This window comes from Dietzia maris (genome assembly GCF_014144855.1).
In the GTDB taxonomy this organism is placed as follows: domain Bacteria; phylum Actinomycetota; class Actinomycetes; order Mycobacteriales; family Mycobacteriaceae; genus Dietzia; species Dietzia kunjamensis.
On the sequence record NZ_JAALDN010000084.1, the window covers coordinates 1 to 13,752 of the forward strand.

The following is a 13,752-nucleotide window of genomic DNA, read 5'->3' on the forward strand; positions in this document are numbered from 1 at the left end:
CACGGTGCGCGCGGCTGCAGATAGGCGCCGGTCACGGCGATCGCCTGGTCGCGCGATCCGACGGAGGTGTACATGATGCGCTGCGCGTCGGTGGACAGCGGTCCGGCTGCATCGGAGATCGAATCGGCGCCCGGGATCGGCGGGATCGCGGCGGCGAGGGGGAACGGCTCGGTCTTGATGAGCTCGCCGGAGGCTGCGGGCAGGTCCGTCGGCGGCTGGTAGAAGGTGGGTGCCGGGTCGTTGGACGACCCCTGGGCGCCTGCGGCGGGGGCGACCAGGGCCCCTCCGGCGACTGCGGTGGCGATGGTGGCGGCGAATGCGGCTGCGCGCATCGCGGTTCGACGAAGTGGCACGGTCCCCCCGGACTGATTGTGTTCTGGCTCACGAAGTCGAGCAGAGTCTAAGTGAATGCTGTGCGCGACGGGCACTCCGGTCGTGCGTCGCCCGTCAGCGCGGTTGGTCACCGCGGCCGGGTGGCGGCGAGAATCACGTCGACCACCCGGTCCACGGCGTCCGGGGGCAGCGGGCGGCCGCTCATGAGCGGCGTCAGGAGTAGCGGTGCCACGAGCGTGGTCACGACGGTGTCCGGATCGAGGTCGGGGTTGAGGTCACCGCGCGCGCTCGCCAGCGACGCCATCTGCCGCCAGGCGTCCAGGGCGGGTTGGTAGCGCGCGGTGACCACGTCGGCGAGCTCGGGATGTGACCGAGTGGCGAGGAGCGCGCCCGTGGCGAGCTCCACCGGGTCGGCCGCGAACGCGGCCAGGGCGTGGGCGAAGTCCCGCACGTCGCCCTCCCAGTCCCCGGACGTCGGCACGGGAACCCGGAGGACATGCTGGTCGAGGGCCTCGGCCACGAGGTCGGTGGTGGTCGGCCACCACCGGTACAGGGTCCGTCGGTTCACGTCCGCCCGTTCGGCGACCTCCACCATCGAGAACTGCCACCGCCCCTCGGCGAGGAGCGACAGGACCGCCTCCCCGACGGTGTGACGGACGCGGTCGCTCCGGCCGCCCTCGCGAACCCGGCGCCGTTCCGGTCTCGGCGCGGGCGGCCGGGTCGGCGGTTCCTGCTCCACGTTCGCGCCCCCGGATCCGGTCTGGTGGATTTCGTTGAGACTACCTCGCCCTAAGTGCACACTGTGATGACTTAAGTGTGATGCACTCGCAGCATCAGTCCACCCGCTCAGCGACCGTCCAGGGGACCCATGACCGCCGATCCCACCTACGACCACATCGTCATCGGCGCCGGGCCGATCGGCGCCGCGACCGCCCGGCACCTGGCCGAGCGGGGGGATTCCGTCCTGGTGATCGGCCCCGAGGAGCCCGCGGGCTTCGCCGACCATCAGGGCACGTGGGCCGGGCACTATGACCAGGGTCGGATGTGCCACGTTCTCGAGATCCCCGTGGTCACCGGGATGCTCACCACGCGGTCGATCCGCCGGTTCCCCGAGCTCACGCGCCGCACGGGGGTCGAGTTCACGACCGGCGTCGAGTGCCTCTCGGTCAACCCCGCCGACGCCGCCGGTGACGCGGCCGGGGAGTGGTTCGACCGCGACGTCCTGGCCGCCAACGCCCGCGACCTGGGCGTCGACGTGCACCTCCTCGACGAGGAGGGCCTACGTCGGCGGTACCCCGCGGTGCGGTTCGAACCGGGCCACGTGGGCGTGGTGCAACCCGGCGGGATGATCGTCAACCCGCGGGCGCTGGTCCGTGCCGAACTGGCCGCCGCGTCGGCGGCGGGGGCGGTACTCGTCCGGGACGAGGTGGTCGCGCTCGAGGGCGGCGCGGGGGGTGGCGATGACAGCGGCGATGACGACGACAACAACGACGACAACAACCACAACGACGACGACAAGGTGGTCGTCACGGCCGGGGGAGTGCGACTGCGAGGTCGGTCGATCGTGCTCGCGCTCGGCGCCGCCGTCAACGCCTCCGGCCTGCTGCCGCGGCCACTGCAGCTGTTCACCCTCGGGGCGACCGTCGTGCTGGTGGAGGTCGACGATCCGGGCGGGATCGACCTGCCCGCGACGATGTATCTCAAGCATCGCGACGGCGCGCAGCAGTTCGGCGGAGTGGTGATGTCGCCGGTTCGGTACCCGGACGGTCGCTGGTACCTCAAGGTCGCCGGCAGCAGTGTGCGCGAGACGCCCCTGGGCTCCGCCGAGGAGATCGCGTCCTGGGTGCGGACCGGCGGCGCCTCCGCGGACGTCGACGACGCGCTGGCGGTGTTGACCGATCTCCTGCCCGGCGTCCGCCTGGGGCGGGCGCACACGCGCCCGTGTCTGGTGTGCGCCACCAGTACCAACCACCCCTACATCGACCGTGTGGACGACCGCACCGTTCTGGCGGTCGAGGGAGAGCGGGGTGTCATGGCCGCGGACGAGATCGGCCGACTCACCGCGGATCTCGCCGCCACGGGGAGGTGGACGGATCCGCTGCCCCGGGACGTGTTCCGTGCCCGGTGGGCGGCGTAGCGGCGGGGAAGTCGTCGACTGTGGTCGGCCGGCGGGTCAGGCGTGCATGCCCACGGTGAACCACCGGGTCGCCTCGTCGACGATGTCGTCGATGCTCGCGCTGGTCTCGGATTGGAGCCAGGCGGTGATGAGCTCACCCAGGCCGCCCACCAGGAGGCGGGCGCTGATCTCGTCCCGGGGGGTGGGCAGGGCGCGGTCCCCGAACAGTGTCCGGGCCTGGGTCGCGACGAGGGCCGCGAAGTCGCGGTACAGCTCGTGGCGGCGCTGGCGGAGGGTCGGGACGGTGGCCGACTCGATGATCGCGACCCGTCCCTTGCGGGGGTCGTCGGTGAGTAGTGCCGCGAAGGCGGCCAGGGCGGCGTGGGCCCTGGCCGCGGCGTCGCCCTCGGTGTCGGAGAGTGCGGCCAGGACGGCGGTACGGACCTGGTCGGCGATCTCGTCGACGAGGGCGAGGAGCAGCTGGTCACGGGCGGTGAAGCTCTCGTAGAAGTAGCGCTCCGTCAGGCCGGCCTCCGCGCAGATCGCCGTCATCGTCGTCCGCTCGACACCGCGGGTGCCGACGAGCTCCAGGGCCGCGTCGAGGAGTTGGCGCCGGCGGGATGCGCGCCGCTCCTCCGCGCTGACGCCTCGGTAGCGGCGCGGGGTCGCGTTCATCGCTCAATCTTGACAGGACCCCCTGTCTGATTCAAACTCGTTCCAAACTGACAGGGCCGTCTGTCAGACAGGTGGTGGGGCCGTCGCGAACGGACGTCTCCACCCGGAGGTCAGGGGATGCTCGTGACACGAACGCTGGCGAATGCACCGACGGGTAGTGGGCTGGCCCCGGTCCCGGGAGACGGTGGTCTACCGCTCCTCGGTCACGGTCTGGACTACCTGCGGGATCCGATGCGACTGTGGGAGAAGCGCTATCACCGGTACGGTCCGGTCTCGTGGTTCCGAGCATTCGGGACGAGGATCGTGGCGCTGCTCGGGCCAGAGGCCTCGGGAGTGGTCCTGCAGAACCGGGACAAGGCGTTCGCCAACGGCGAGGCGTGGCAGTTCCTCATCGGGCCGTTCTTCGACCGTGGGCTGATGCTCCTGGACTTCGACGAGCACATGGCCCACCGCCGCCTCATGCAGGAGGCGTTCACCTCCGACCGCCTCGCCAGGTACGCGGCAGCGATCGACCCGGCGGTCCGCTCCGCCGTCGAGCAGTGGCAGCCGGGGGACCGCGTGGAGGTCTATCCCCGGCTCAAGCAGTTGACGCTGAACCTCGCGGTGGAGGTCTTCATGGGCGGCGCCCCCGGCGCCAGCCAGGCGCGTCTCGATCAGGTCAATTCCGCGTTCATCGACTGTGTCCAGGCGGCGACCGCGCTCGTGCGGTACCCGGTCCCGGGCGGGCGTTGGCACCGCGGGCTGGTCGGTCGACGCCGGGTGGAGGAGTTCCTCCGCGAATACCTGCCGGCCAGGCGGGCGGGCGACGGCGACGACCTGTTCTCCGTGCTGTGCCGGGTGGAGGTCGACGGCGAGCGGTTCAGCGACGACGACGTCATCAACCACATGATCTTCCTGCTCATGGCCGCGCACGACACGTCCACGATCACCATCTCGACGATGATGCAGTACCTGGGCCAGCACCCGGAGTGGCAGCGGCGGTGCCGCGAGGAGTCCCTGGCGATTCCGGGCGACACGATCAGCTACGAGCAGCTCTCGCAGTTGCGGTCGCTGGACCTGGTGATGAAGGAGTCGCTGCGCCTGGTGTCGCCGGTGCCGACGATCGCGCGCACGGCCGTCAAGGACACCGAGGTGCTGGGGCACTTCATCCCTGCGGGGACGATGGTGGCGATCGCTCCCTACTTCACCCACCACCTCGAGCAGTACTGGCCCGATCCGGAGGTTTTCGACCCAGGCCGGTTCTCCGACGAGCGCCGCGAGGACAAGGTCCACCGTCAGGCGTGGCAGCCGTTCGGCGGCGGCGTGCACAAGTGCATAGGCATGCACTTCGCCGGCGCCGAGGTCTCACTCGTGCTGCATCACCTGCTGCGCACCTTCGAGTGGCACGTCGACCCGGACTACACGGCCCCGATGGACATGAAGTCGCTGCCGTTCCCGAAGGACGGGCAGCCGATCCGTCTGCTGCGGCGGGCCGGAATTTCAGAGAACTCACAGCCGCAGGGGTAGCGAAAGGTGTCATATCAACATAGTCTGTGGTGTACCTCACATACCGCATGTGGGACAACACGGAAGGGTGATCATCATGGCTGCTCACGCGACCCACGCTCCCGAGCCGGTGGCCTCCACGGACGGCGCGCCGGCTAGGAGGAAGAAGGCGATCCCGATCATCCAGAGCCGCATCGGCGCCCCGGTCGCCTTCGTCGGTCTGGCGATCGCCCTGCTCAGCCTCTACCTGCCGTGGGTGACCGGCGGCGGGCAGTCGCTCTCCGGCCTCGTGCTGCCCGAGGTGCTGGGGCTCAGGGAGATCACCCCGGTCAACTTCCTCGGCCTGGTGGCGCTGTCCTTCCTCACCGTGGTCACGCTCGTGGCCCGGCTCGGCATCTTCGCGATCCTCAACGCCGTGACGGCGGGGCTGGTCCTCATCGCCCACCTCGCGTTCATGTGGGTGCTGTACGGCTCCACGGGGACGGCGGACCCGATCCTGTCGGGGCTGTCCGCCGAGGCATCGGTCGCCTATGGGCCGTACGTCGCCATCGTCGGATTCGTCCTGGTGATCGTGGGTTCCGCGGCGGCCGCCGTGTCGGCCGAGTATCTGCTGCCCGACCGTGCGGAGGCGAGGCACCGCGACCGCGACTGACGGGCGCGCCGTTCACGCCCCGGCGTGTTCGTGCTCGTCCCCCTCGCGATCGTCGTCACCGCGGCGCCTGACGGTGACCCACTGCGCGGCGAAGATCGCGAGGGCGACGCCCGCCGTCAGGGCGATGGTCAGCGGATCCGACCCCGCCTTGAGAGCGACGAAGGGGACCAGTACGGCCAGGTCGAGCACGATGGCGACGCACGGGATCCACACGGTGGCGTCGACCTGGTCCCGGAGACGGCGGATGACGCCTAGGTGGATGGCGATGTCCATCGTCAGGTAGAGGATCGCGCCGAGGGCCGCGATCCTGGACAGGTCGAAGAAGGCGGCCATGAGGATCGCCAGGCCTGCGGTGATGTAGAGCGACTGATGGCCTTCCCGGCCCGGCAGCCCCGGGGCCTGCCCCATGTCCCGGAGCATGTCGTAGAGCTTCGAGACGGAGAACAGGCTCGCGATGAGTCCCGACAGGGTCGCCACGACCGCCACGATCACGGTGAGACGTACCCCCCACGGGCCGAAGAGCGGCGCGGCCGCTTCCGCGAGCGCGTAGTCACGGGCCTCGACGATCTGCGGCACGCTCAGGCTCCCGCTGACCGCGACGACGATCAGGAGGTAGAGCACCGTGCACAGGGCGATGGAGATGAGGATGGACCTGCCGAGGTTGCGTTCGGGCCTGCGCAGGTCGGCGCCGTGATTGGTGATCGTGGTGAAGCCCTTGTAGGCGAGGATCGTCAACGCCACGGCGGCCAGGAATCCGGCCCACCCGTGATCCGGCGGGGTGCGGTCACCGGCGTCGACCAGCCGGGACAGTGACCCCACGCCGGTGGCGAGGATCCCGGCGATGGCCAGCGCGGCGATCCCGCCGATCTTGACCGCGGCGGTGATCATGGCCGAGCGTTCCACCAGTCGGTTGCCCACCAGGTTCACGGCCGCGGCGGAGGCGATGGCGAGAACGGCGAGGACCGGGACCCATATGCCCGGGTCGCCGACGTCGAGGGCGCGCAGGAGGTAGGTGCCGAAGGTCCTGCCGAGGAGGGACTCGGCGAGGATCATCGACACGTACATGAACAGGGAGAACGAGCCGGCGACCACGCCGGGGCCGTACGCGGCCTTGAGCAGCATGGCGATACCGCCGGACGACGGGTTGGTCGCCGAGTACCGGATGTACGAGTACGTGCTGAACAGCACGACCACCGCGCCGGCGAGAAACGCCCACGGCATCCACCCGCCGGCCAGCTCGCCGACCTGGCCGACCAGCGCGAAGATGCCGGCGCCGATCATGACCCCCGTGCCCAACGCCACCGAGCCGGCGAGAGAGAGTGATCTCCGGTCACTGTCGTGGGTCATTCTGTGGTCACATACTCAGTGGTGCAGGGGTGGGGCGGTCCTCCTCCTGCCGGGCTCACGAGTCTTTTCGGCTCTCCTTCGTCTTCCGGTCGTTGGCCTTGCGCAGTGCCTCCACGAGCTCGTCCTTGGTCATGTCGGAGCGGCCCTCGATGTCGAGCCGCTGTGCCTGCTCGTAGAGGTGGTCCTTGCTGGCGTTGGCGTCCACCCCGCCCTTCGACTCTCCGGAGGGGTTCGGCCCGCCGCTCTCCGAGCGTGAATCCGAGGGCCCCTTGCCGTCCTTGGGCTCCCAGTGGTCACCCACCTTCTCGTGCGTGTGCTTGACGGCGCTCCAGGCGGTCCGCGCGACACGGGACTCGTCGCTGTACTCCTCCTCCGCCGAGTCGTAGGCCTTGGCGAAGGTGTCCTTGGCCTTCTGGTCGCTGCGCTGCAGCGTCGAGGGCAGCTCGCTGTCCTTCGCGTTCCCGTCGCTGTCTGTCTTCGGCATGGCGATTCCTCTCCTTCGTCAGCTCACCAGGATCTGGGTGGCGGATTCTTTGAGCTTGGCCTGGGCCCATGTGGCCTGGCGCGTGGTCTGGGGTTGGCACTTCTCCGCGACTTCGAGAAGGTCGCGGTGCCGTAGGCCCTGCGCGGCCTGGGCGATGAGGAGCCAGTCCATGGCGACCCCGGAGGCCTCCATGTAGACGGTCCGTAGGTCCTCGAGCAGGAGCAGCTCCGGGGTGTGGTGTCTGCCGAGTAGTTCGCTGCCCTTCTCCCGCGCCCGTTCGGCCAGTCCGAGTTCGAGTCGGGGGGCGGGGTCGAGGTCCTGGCCGTAGTCGCCACCGATCCGGGCGATCTCGGCGAGGTGGCTGCGGGACCAGCCCACCAGGTCCCGTGCGACGTGGTAGATCTCGTGATCGACCTTGTGGCGCTCGGAGACCTGCAGCAGTTTGTGGGCGAGCTCGACCTCGGAGCGGTGAAGTTCGCGGAGAACGGGTCCGAGTTTCATGTCAGCCCTCCCGTGGCCGTCGTCGCCGCTCCGGCTCGTCGGGTGGACTCATCGCGGTCGGCGATCCGGGCGATGCGTGCGACGGCGGTCTTGAAGATCGGCTGTTTAGAGGCTGGGTCCCAGTCGGTGGGGGTGAGCTCGTTGGCCGCGGTCCCCACGGCGTCACCCTCCGGTCCGGCGCTGTCGCCGGTGTCCCAGTAGCCGTAATGGAACGGCAGGAAGATCACTCCCGGTCGGATCCCGGTGATCCGGGAGGCCGCCCGCACCCGTCCGCGGGGGGTGGCGATCTCCGTGAGGTCTCCCTCGGTGATGCCGGCGGCCGCGGCGTCGGCGGCGCAGATCTCCACCCACACCTGCGGAGCGGCTGCCTGCAACTCGGGGGCTCTGCCGGTCTTGGTGCGGGTGTGGAAGTGGTAGATGGTCCGGCCCGTGATCAGCTGCAGGGGGAAGTGCTCGTCGGGCGGTTCGTGCGCGGGGAGGTATTCCGCGCCCTTGAGCATCGCCTTGCCCTCCGGATTCATCGCCTTGTATTCGGTGGCGTCCTTGGGGGCGCCGGTGACCAGGTCGCGACCGTAGTTCTCGCAGTAGTCCGGGTCCGCCCAGAATCTGCCGTCGGAGTAGAGGCGCTCGGTGCCGTCGGGGTTGTCGTCGTTGCACGGCCATTGGATACCGGAGCCGCCGCGCAGTCTGTCGTAGGTCAGCCCGGTGTAGTCGCACGGCCGGCCGGCGGTGCAGTCCTTCCACGCCTCGAACGCCGATTCGGGGCCGTGCCACTTGATCAGCGGCTCGCCGTCCTTGTCCTTGAGCCCCAGGCGGTGGGCGAAGTCGATGAAGATGTCCAGGTCGGCCCTGGCCTGGCCGGGCGGATCGACGGCCTTCTCCGACAGGTGCACGGTCCGGTCGGTGTTGGTGAACGTGCCGGTCTTCTCGCCCCATGTGGCGGCCGGCAGGACGACGTCGGCGAGCCTGGCGGTCTCGGTGAGGAAGATGTCCTGCACCACCAGTGTCAGTCGCTCCTGGGACAGGATCGAGCGGATGCGTGTGAGTTCCGGCAGGGAGACGGCCGGGTTGGTGCCGCTGACCCACAACAGCCGGATCGAACCGTCCTCCACATACCGCATCATCTGCATGGCGTGGGTGGGTGCCGAGTAATGCGGGATGTCCATCGGGTCGACGTTCCACACCCGGGCCAGGTCCTGCACGTGCGAGGTGTTGGACCAGTTCCGGAAGGCCGCCAGGTCGCCGTCGGCGCCACACTCACGGGTGTTCTGGGCGGTGGGCTGGCCGTTCATCTGCAGCACGCCGCACCCGGGCCGGCCGAGCATCCCGCGCAGCAGGTGGATGTTGTTGACCTGCACAGCGGCCGCGGTGGCCTGGTTGGACTGGTAGAAGCCCTGCAGCACCGTGGACATCAGCCGCTCGGCGCCCCCGATGAGCCGGGCGGCCCGGCGGATCTGCTTGGCCGGGACGTCACAGATCTCGGCCACCCGCTCCGGCGGGTAGTCGGCGACCTGCTCGGCCAGTGACGAGTATCCGACCGTGTGCTGGTCGATGTAGTCGCGGTCGATGTGGCCGGCGTCGAGCAGTTCGTGGATCAGGCTGTTCATCAGCGCCAGGTTGGTGCCCGGCCTCGGTGTCAGATGGATAGTGGCGTGTTCGGCGACCGGGGTGGGGCGTGGGTCCACGCACAGGATCGCGGGCGGGTCGTCCCCGGCCAGGCGATCCAGGATCCGCATCCAGGTCACGCTCTGCGTCTCGGCCATGTTGTGTCCGTAGAGGCAGATGACGTCGGCGTGGTCGATGTCGGCGTACGAGCCGGGCTGACCGTCACATCCGAAGGACGCCTTGAGCGCCGCGGCGGCCGTCGCGGTGCACAGCCGGGTGTTGCCGTCGACGTGGTTGGTGCCGATGCCACCGTGGGCGATCACACCGAGGGTGTAGTACTCCTCGGCGAAGAGTTGCCCGGTGGTGTAGAAACCGATCGCGCTGGGGCCCTGCTCGTCCAGCAACTCGGTGGTCCGGCCGACGACCCGGTCCATCGCCGTGTCCCAGTCGGTCTCCACCAATACGCCGTTCTCGCGTACCAGCGGGCGGGTCAGCCGGTCCGGTGAGGAGTTCGCCTGCCAGCCGTAGAGGTCCTTGACCCCCAGTCGTCCGCGATTGACCCGGTCGTCGGCACGTCCACGCACCCCGCAGATCCGGCCTTCGGCGACGGCGATGTCCAGCCCGTCGCCGTTGGAGTGCAGGATCGACGCCGTCTGTACCCAGCGGTCGACATCCGCCTCGGCCATTCCGTCGGCCAGGTGGGTGTCCACTCGGACCGGCCACTGCTCGCCGGGGCCGTACGGCGTGCGTTCGCCCCACGGGTGAGTGACCCGATCGGGCGCCGAGTCGCTGCCGGGTGTCATGGTGCTCCTAGGCTCGGCGCGGCTGCCCGCGGTGGAGGAAGGACAGGGCGACCATGGCGAGGCCCAGGAACAGGTGCAGCCAGTTGTCGGCCGTGTTGACCGGCACGAAGTTGGCCGCCGAATCGTGGCCGATCACCAGGCCGTAGATCCACAGGGCCAGGTAGACGAGACCGCCGGCCAGCAGGTAGATGCGGGCCTGCGGGGCGGTCCGGGACATCAGGATCCCGACGGCGCCGTAGAGCAGGTGGACGATGTTGTGGAGGATCGATACCTGGAACAGGCCCAGCAGCATGGCCTCGGATTCGTGGCCGGCGAACTGCATGGTGTCGTAGGCGGTGGTGATCCCGGGGATGAAGCCGGCGATCCCCACGAGCAGGAACACCACGCCAAAGGCGAGGGCTGCGTACTGGACGGGGGAGCGGTGCCGGGCCGGGCGAGCGGTCCGGGTCGTGTCCGTCATGAGTCCATTCCTTTCTCGACTGATCGACATCGGAAGTGGCGCTGTCCCGACCATAGACAGCAGGGGCCGGATTGAAAACCGGTCCCGTGGGTCGGAACTTCGGTCGGAGAACCAGATCGACTCTTGCGGCACCTACCCTAGGGGGGTACCGTATGCGACATGGCCGAGCATGGATACACCCCGCACAAGGAGGACCACCTCAAGCGGCTGCGCCGCATCGAGGGTCAGGCCCGCGGGCTGCAACGGATGGTCGAGGAGGACAAGTACTGCATCGACATCCTCACGCAGGTCTCCGCCATGACCCGGGCCCTGCAGTCCGTCTCGCTGAGCCTGCTCTCCGAGCACCTCGGGCACTGCGTCGCCGGCGCCATCGAGAACGGCAGCCCGGAGGAAGCCGAGGCCAAGCTCGCCGAGGCCAACGCCGCCATCGCCCGCCTGGTCAGGTCCTGATCACCGCGCCGTCCGATCGCGGGCCCCGACAGTCACCGCACACCCACCACCCGAACGAGGAGAACACCATGTCCGCCACTGCCACCTACACCGTCTCCGGCATGACCTGCGGCCACTGTGTCGCCTCCGTGACGGAGGAGGTCTCGGAGATCTCGGGAGTCACCGAGGTCGAAGTCGATCTGGAGTCGGGTCGCCTCGTCGTCGTCTCCTCCGACCCGGTCGATCCCGCGGCGGTCCGCGCCGCCGTGGACGAGGCCGGGTACACAGTCACAGCGCAGGAGTGAGCACCCCATGACCACCACCGACAGCCGGGACACGGCGCCCTCCGCCGGGACCACCTTCGTCGAATTGCAGATCGAGGGCATGACCTGCGCGTCGTGCGCCAACCGGATCGAGCGCAAACTCAACAAACTCGACGACGTCTCCGCCGAGGTCAACTACGCCACCGAGAAGGCGCGCGTACGGATCCCCGAGGGCCTGCAGCCGCAGCTGCTGCTCGACACCGTCGAGCAGGCCGGGTACCACGCACAATTGCCGCGGCCCCGGAACACTCAGCCCCGCACGTCCGCGCCCGGCGGGGGCGACGCGTCCGGTGCCGCGGCCGACGCCGGGAAGTCGACCGGCCACGCCGGCAACGCCACCGACGACACCGCCGCGCCCGACCGGGTCGACGAGCTGCGCCAGCGTGTCATCATCTCCGCCGTCCTGTCGATCCCCGTGATCGCGATGGCCATGGTCCCAGCGCTGCAATTCACCAACTGGCAGTGGCTGTCGCTGACGCTGGCCGCCCCGGTCATCGTGTGGGGCGCGTGGCCGTTCCACCGCGCCGCCGCGATCAACCTGCGCCACGGTGCGTTCACCATGGACACGCTCGTGTCCCTGGGCACGTCCGCGGCGTTCCTCTGGTCGCTGTACGCCCTGTTCTTCGGCCACGCGGGCATGCCCGGGATGACCCACGGGTTCGAGTTCAGCCTCTCGCCCAGTGACGGCGCCGGCGACATCTACCTCGAGGCCGCGGCCGGGGTGACCACGTTCATCCTGCTGGGCCGCTACTTCGAGGCGCGGTCCAAGCGCACGGCGGGCGCCGCATTGCGATCACTGCTCGAGCTGGGCGCCAAGGACGTCGCCGTGCTTCGCGGGGGTGTTGATGGCGGGCGTGTGGAGACCCGCATCCCGGTGGAGGATCTGCAGGTCGACGACGAGTTCGTCGTCCGCCCCGGCGAGAAGATCGCCACCGATGGCGAGATCGTCGACGGTGCCTCCGCGGTCGACACCTCGATGGTCACCGGCGAGTCCGTGCCCGCCGAGGTCGGTCCCGGCGACGCCGTCGTGGGCGGCACCGTCAACGCCAGCGGCCGCCTGACCGTGCGCGCCACCCGCGTCGGTTCCGACACCCAGCTCGCCCAGATGGCGCAGATGGTGGAGGACGCCCAGTCCGGCAAGGCCGCCGCGCAGCGCCTCGCCGACCGCATCTCCGGGATCTTCGTCCCCGTCGTCCTGGTGCTGGCCGTGGCGACGTTCGCGTTCTGGATGCTCACCGGCGGCGGCGCCGCCCTGGCGTTCACCGCGGCCGTGGCGGTCCTCATCATCGCCTGCCCGTGTGCGCTCGGCCTGGCCACGCCGATGGCGCTGATGGTCGGCACCGGCCGCGGCGCGCAGCTGGGCATCCTCATCAAGGGCCCCGAGGTCTTGGAGTCCACCCGTAAGGTCGACACGATCGTCCTGGACAAGACCGGCACCGTCACCACCGGTCGGCACGCGTTGGTCTCTACGACTGTCGCGGCCGGGGAGGACCGGGCCGAAGTTCTGCGCCGCGCCGGGGCCGTGGAGGACGCCTCCGAGCACCCCATCGCCCGTGCCATCGCCGCCGGCGCCCGCGAAGAGGTCGGCGATCTGCCGGGCGTGGCGGACTTCGCCAACCACGAGGGTCTGGGGGTGTCGGGGCGCGTTGTCGCTGGTCCCGGGCGCGCGGCCGCGGAACCCGCTGTCGATGGTTCCTCCGGGGCCGACGACGACGAGGTGGTCGTCGTGGGCCGTCCCGCCCTACTGGCTGAGCGGAACATGCCGCTGTCGCAGGAGCTGGACAGCGCCATGGCCGAGGCCGCCCGGGCTGGTCAGACCGCTGTCGCGGTGGGATGGGGCGGGAAGGCCCGCGGGGTTCTGGTGGTGGCTGATCAGATCAAGGACAGCTCCGCCGAGGCCATCGAGAAGTTCCGCGAGCTGGGTCTCACCCCGATCCTGCTCACCGGGGACAACGCCGCCGTGGCCGCCTCGGTCGCCGCCGAGGTCGGCATCGACCCCGGCCCCCAGACGGTGATCTCCGAGGTCATGCCGGCGGACAAGGTCGACGTGGTCCGCCGGCTGCAGGCAGAGGGGCGCGTGGTGGCGATGGTCGGCGACGGCGTCAACGACGCTGCTGCCCTGGCCACCGCCGACCTGGGCCTGGCGATCGGCACCGGCACCGACGCGGCGATCGAGGCCTCCGACCTCACGCTGGTCCGCGGGGACCTGCGCTCGGCGGCCGACGCGATCCGACTCTCGCGCTCCACGCTCGGCACCATCCGGGGCAACCTGTTCTGGGCGTTCGCCTACAACGTCGCGGCGCTCCCGCTGGCCGCGGCGGGGCTGCTCAACCCGATGATCGCGGGCGCCGCGATGGCGTTCTCTTCGGTGTTCGTGGTGGCCAACAGCCTGCGGCTGCGGAGGTTCCGCGCCACCGTCTGACCGAACTCGCCCGGCCGCCCCTCCCCTCCAGATCCGCTACTCCGAATCGGCATCCGCTAGTCCAATTGGGCTCGCCGATCCCGATTCGGAGTAGCCGATTTCGCGGCTGGGGGCGGC

13 protein-coding genes and 1 pseudogene are annotated in these 13,752 nt (G+C 69.9%); 6 read left to right on the plus strand and 8 right to left on the minus strand.

Features of this window, described 5'->3' with window-relative positions; all coding sequences use genetic code 11:
* Positions 1 to 332, minus strand: a pseudogene (locus G6024_RS03150) (lipase family protein); the annotation flags it as partial.
* A 128-nt stretch (positions 333 to 460) separates the two neighbouring features.
* A complete protein-coding gene (locus tag G6024_RS16545) occupies positions 461 to 1,072 on the minus strand; it encodes a TetR/AcrR family transcriptional regulator (RefSeq protein ID WP_235027742.1) in 612 nt (203 codons plus the stop codon).
* A 129-nt stretch (positions 1,073 to 1,201) separates the two neighbouring features.
* Between G6024_RS16545 and G6024_RS03160 the strand changes: the two genes are divergently transcribed.
* Positions 1,202 to 2,470, plus strand: a complete 1,269-nt coding sequence (locus G6024_RS03160) for an NAD(P)/FAD-dependent oxidoreductase (protein WP_159147988.1) — start codon at positions 1,202 to 1,204, stop codon at positions 2,468 to 2,470.
* 36 nt (positions 2,471 to 2,506) lie between these two features.
* On the opposite strand, the gene G6024_RS03165 is transcribed toward G6024_RS03160, so the two are convergent.
* Complete coding sequence (locus G6024_RS03165; RefSeq protein ID WP_159147990.1) at positions 2,507 to 3,124, minus strand: TetR/AcrR family transcriptional regulator; 618 nt, start codon at positions 3,122 to 3,124, stop codon at positions 2,507 to 2,509.
* Positions 3,125 to 3,247: 123 nt separating this feature from the next.
* Here G6024_RS03165 and G6024_RS03170 point away from each other — a divergent pair, with 123 nt between their 5' ends.
* On the plus strand, positions 3,248 to 4,630 hold the full coding sequence (locus G6024_RS03170; protein WP_465284571.1) for a cytochrome P450: 1,383 nt from the start codon (positions 3,248 to 3,250) through the stop codon (positions 4,628 to 4,630).
* A gap of 76 nt (positions 4,631 to 4,706) precedes the next feature.
* Entirely contained in the window at positions 4,707 to 5,261 is a 555-nt protein-coding gene (locus G6024_RS03175; protein ID WP_194307217.1) for a hypothetical protein, read from the plus strand.
* Positions 5,262 to 5,273: 12 nt separating this feature from the next.
* Here G6024_RS03175 and G6024_RS03180 read toward each other — a convergent pair whose 3' ends face one another.
* The 5 genes from G6024_RS03180 to G6024_RS03200 are packed head-to-tail and all read right to left on the minus strand — an operon-like array spanning position 5,274 to position 10,461.
* Positions 5,274 to 6,608, minus strand: a complete 1,335-nt coding sequence (locus G6024_RS03180) for an APC family permease (RefSeq protein ID WP_159147993.1) — start codon at positions 6,606 to 6,608, stop codon at positions 5,274 to 5,276.
* 55 nt (positions 6,609 to 6,663) lie between these two features.
* A complete protein-coding gene (locus tag G6024_RS03185; protein ID WP_159147994.1) occupies positions 6,664 to 7,092 on the minus strand; it encodes a ChaB family protein in 429 nt (142 codons plus the stop codon).
* Positions 7,093 to 7,110: 18 nt separating this feature from the next.
* Positions 7,111 to 7,593, minus strand: coding sequence for a hypothetical protein (locus G6024_RS03190; RefSeq protein WP_159147996.1), 483 nt, complete (start codon positions 7,591 to 7,593; stop codon positions 7,111 to 7,113).
* On the minus strand, positions 7,590 to 10,001 hold the full coding sequence (locus G6024_RS03195) for a molybdopterin oxidoreductase family protein (RefSeq protein ID WP_159147999.1): 2,412 nt from the start codon (positions 9,999 to 10,001) through the stop codon (positions 7,590 to 7,592). The genes G6024_RS03190 and G6024_RS03195 overlap by 4 nt, the downstream gene beginning before the upstream one ends.
* 7 nt (positions 10,002 to 10,008) lie before the next feature.
* A complete protein-coding gene (locus tag G6024_RS03200) occupies positions 10,009 to 10,461 on the minus strand; it encodes a DUF4383 domain-containing protein (protein ID WP_159148001.1) in 453 nt (150 codons plus the stop codon).
* A gap of 159 nt (positions 10,462 to 10,620) precedes the next feature.
* On the opposite strand from G6024_RS03200, the gene G6024_RS03205 reads away from it, so the two are divergent.
* From G6024_RS03205 to G6024_RS03215, 3 genes are all read left to right on the plus strand, one after another.
* Positions 10,621 to 10,911, plus strand: coding sequence for a metal-sensitive transcriptional regulator (locus tag G6024_RS03205; protein ID WP_067718792.1), 291 nt, complete (start codon positions 10,621 to 10,623; stop codon positions 10,909 to 10,911).
* Between the two features lie 68 nt (positions 10,912 to 10,979).
* A complete protein-coding gene (locus G6024_RS03210; RefSeq protein WP_007633030.1) occupies positions 10,980 to 11,195 on the plus strand; it encodes a heavy-metal-associated domain-containing protein in 216 nt (71 codons plus the stop codon).
* 7 nt (positions 11,196 to 11,202) lie between these two features.
* Positions 11,203 to 13,635, plus strand: a complete 2,433-nt coding sequence (locus G6024_RS03215) for a heavy metal translocating P-type ATPase (RefSeq protein WP_159148003.1) — start codon at positions 11,203 to 11,205, stop codon at positions 13,633 to 13,635.
* The last annotated feature ends 117 nt before the right edge of the window (positions 13,636 to 13,752 follow it).